Source organism: Microbacterium sp. P2_F9, assembly GCF_056403635.1.
The window spans coordinates 1-3,341 of sequence record NZ_JBFUFC010000292.1 but is presented as its reverse complement, the minus strand read 5'-3'; the positions used below and the strand labels follow the sequence as shown (position 1 = coordinate 3,341).

The window sequence follows — 3,341 nt, the reverse complement described above, 5'->3', positions numbered from 1 at the left end:
GTGTGTTGACGGCCAGGCGATCAGGCAGGGCCTCCGAGAATTTGAGGGCGTCCGCGGCCTGGGGACTTATGTACGGCACAGCTTCCGCCACGTCCACTGACCCGAGCCTGCTGATGTCGAACTCGGGCGGAAGCGAAATGTACTCGTTCTCCATGTCGGAGTCACGAGGGTCGCCCATTGCCCCGAGCAGCGTCGCATTCGCGTGTAACCCCGCCCAGGTCCACACACGAACCCACTTCTCGGTTCTCTGACGCACGAGTCGACTCGGGTCCACTGTCTCGGCGAGATCGTCTCGCAACTGCGTGAGCTGTCTCGAGGCTCGACGCGACACAGTCACAGCAGGAGTCTCACCCAGCAGCACGTCTCGCTGGGCACGCATCATCTCGAATGACTGGGCAATGGCACCACTCTGCCAACGGACGCTACCCCGCTCTGGCCACGAGGTTACCCGCACAACAAATCTCTCCCAGTCGACCGCCTCCACACGCCAAGAACGTCCCGTCAAGAGAAGCGGCTCGACACCGTCCACAATCGCTTGCTTTAGGGCGATCGGCTCTACCGTTCCCAGCTCCCGGCGATCCTCCATCACGCGAAGTTCCTTCTCTGCAATGAATGACGAAAGTAGCTCCATGAAGTGCCGACGGCCGAACTTCTTTTCAGCCTGCGGACCAATAAATAGCCGATCTCCGTCTGACACGAGGAACTCTTCCGAACGGAGATACTCGAGGACCTCGCCGCCGTCGACCATCACTTGGCTGCCAGCCCACCAGTCCTGCCACGATGACTGCCAGAACGAGCCTTCCTGTAGCGCCAGAGCCAAGAACTGCTGGGCGGCGATGTGCCGGGGATGCGGTGGTGGAGTGACTCGCTCGACAAATTCTCGCTTCCACAGAACCAGCAGTCCAGCGGCGCGAAGCAGCGAATCCACATCTGTTGTCAGGAAGAGGGCGTTCCGAGTGGTGCCGACTCGCCGCCCAGTCCGACCTATGCGCTGGAGGAAGGACGACACGGCGAACGGTGAGTCGATTTGAATCATCCGATCGAGATCACCGATGTCAACGCCGAGCTCGAGCGTTGATGTCGCCACGATGACGCAATCGGTGGACTCCGCAAACGCGAGTTCGCTAACTGCGCGCTCATCCTTCGATAGCGATGAATGCGAGGCGTAGGTGGTAACACCTCGTTCACGAAGTTCGAAGACCAACTCTTCGACGTGCCGCCGTGACTGGCAGAACACGAGCCGCTTCTCCCCGCGGTGAMTTCGCGAAAGCACTTCTGCCGCGTTGGAGAGGGAACCGACGTAGTCGAGAGTTACTTCGGGCATCGCGGCGCCAGTCAACGGCCGCTCCTCGACGACGATCGGATCTCGCTCGAGGTCACGGTTTGAGCCCTGGAGCCACCGCACTATCTCGTGCGGGTTTCCGATGGTGGCGGAGAGCCCAACCCGCTGGATTTGAGCGCCCGATAGCCTCTGGAGTCGTTCGAGAACGGCGAGCAGATGCCAGCCCCGATCGGATGCTGCGAACGAATGCACCTCATCAATCACTACCACCCGCGCAGATCCGAGGAAGCGCACATGGTCGACTCTTCGAGAGACCAACATCGCCTCTAGCGATTCCGGGGTTGTCAAGAGGATGTCCGGCGGCTCTGAGAGCATTCGACGGCGATCACCGTCGCTTACGTCACCGTGCCACAGTCCAACAGTGCGGCCCACCCATGACCCGTAGGTCGTCAAGCGAGGAAAGAGGTTGTTGAGCAACGCGCGTAGCGGCGCGACGTAGATAACGGAGAGCCCGCGCCAGCCTTGCTGCAGCATTTCCGAGATGAGCGGGAAGACTGCTGCTTCCGTTTTGCCCCCTGCCGTGGGCGCGAGCAGAAGGCAATCCGCCCCGGAGCGCACCGGAGCGATCGCATCCGCTTGTAGCGGTCGAAGCTGGGCCCAACCAAGCGAATTGACGATGTGAAACTCGAGTGCTGGGTCGAGCGCGGCGGCAGTCTCGCTCACGAGAGATCGAGGTCAATGTCGTCGAGGTCGTCGTCCTGAGCGATCTTCCCGAGTCGCATCGACGCACGCTCGTCCTGGGTCATTTCCGATGCGGGGATGACGCCCAGGCCGTCGCGCGCCGCAGAGTATTCAGGGAACTGCTCAACCCGGTCCATAATGTCCACCAGTTTGCGCAGGTACAGGCGCGGAGCGACACCCACTCGGCCGCCCAGCTGGCCGACGATGCTTTGAGAGAGCTGCTTCAGGAAACCATCGTCGACCTCCTGCGAGATGCGCTCGGCGGCGTCGCTACCTGCCGTGTAGATCCCTCGAATCCGGACTCCGAGCTCAAGCAGCGATTCTTCGCGGAACCCCATTAGCCGCAGTTGCGGCGCTCGCGGATTGTCGAACCGTGGGTCCCCGGAAAAGTCGGTCTGCAGCCTCTGGACGAGAGGCGGGAGTCGCTGCATCCCCTGTTGACCGTCAAAGAATGCCGGAGTGCCGGTGATCAACACGTAGAGCCCGGGGAATCGCCCCGAATCGATCTCGTCCACGAGCTGGCGAAGTGCATTGAGGGACTTCTCGCGAATATCCGAGCGAACCCGCTGTAGTGTCTCGACCTCATCAAGCACAAGCACGAGGCCGCGATAGTCAGAATCTCGCAGAACCGCAAGGAGCCCTTGCAAAAACCCAAGCGCCCCGAAGTGGTCAAGATCCCCTCGAACTCCGGCACCGCGACGAACACTCGCCGCCACGTGTGGCTGACCACCAAGCCATGCCAAGATGCCCTCGGCCTGCACCGTATCGCCAGCGATGAGAGCTGCGCGGTATCCGCGAAGTGCAGCAGCGAACATCGGCGCGGTCTTGCTCACAATTGCGAGCCGACTTTCCATCAGTAGATCGACGGCGTGCGCAAGTGCGCGCGCGTTAGACCCGTCCGTTCCCGCCGCGATGACGTCACCCTCGAGGACGTGAAACCATCCATCGATGACCTCGCGGAAAGCGCTTGGCTGCGACTCCGCCGTGCCGAGACTCTCGATGATCCGCCGGTACACCGTCTCCAGTTTGTGGAGCGGCGTCTCTGTCTCGGAGATTTGCACCTCGGATACGGCAAAGCCCTTCTTCTTCGCCGTCTCTCCGAGCCAACGAGCGAAGAAGGTCTTCCCCGACCCATATTCGCCGCGAACCGCCTTGAATTGGGCCCCACCGTCAGCGGCGTTGTCAAGCTCCGATCGCAGTGTCGGTTCGAACGGACCAAGGCCGACCGCCATCACGTCGAGGCCACGCTGCGGGACGGTGCCGCGTCGAAGTGCATCCAGAATGTCCCGCCGCCGACGTGCGCTGATCTGCATCAGAG

Annotated in this window: 2 protein-coding genes; both read right to left on the bottom strand. The window is 61.7% G+C overall.

What is annotated here, in order from left to right; all coding sequences use genetic code 11:
- On the bottom strand, positions 1 to 2,005 hold a 2,005-nt coding region (locus tag AC1DVT_RS18950), incomplete at its 3' end, for a DEAD/DEAH box helicase (protein WP_477390803.1).
- On the bottom strand, positions 2,002 to 3,341 hold a 1,340-nt coding region (gene brxD / locus AC1DVT_RS18945), incomplete at its 5' end, for a BREX system ATP-binding protein BrxD (RefSeq protein WP_477390801.1). The genes AC1DVT_RS18950 and brxD, both read right to left, overlap by 4 nt.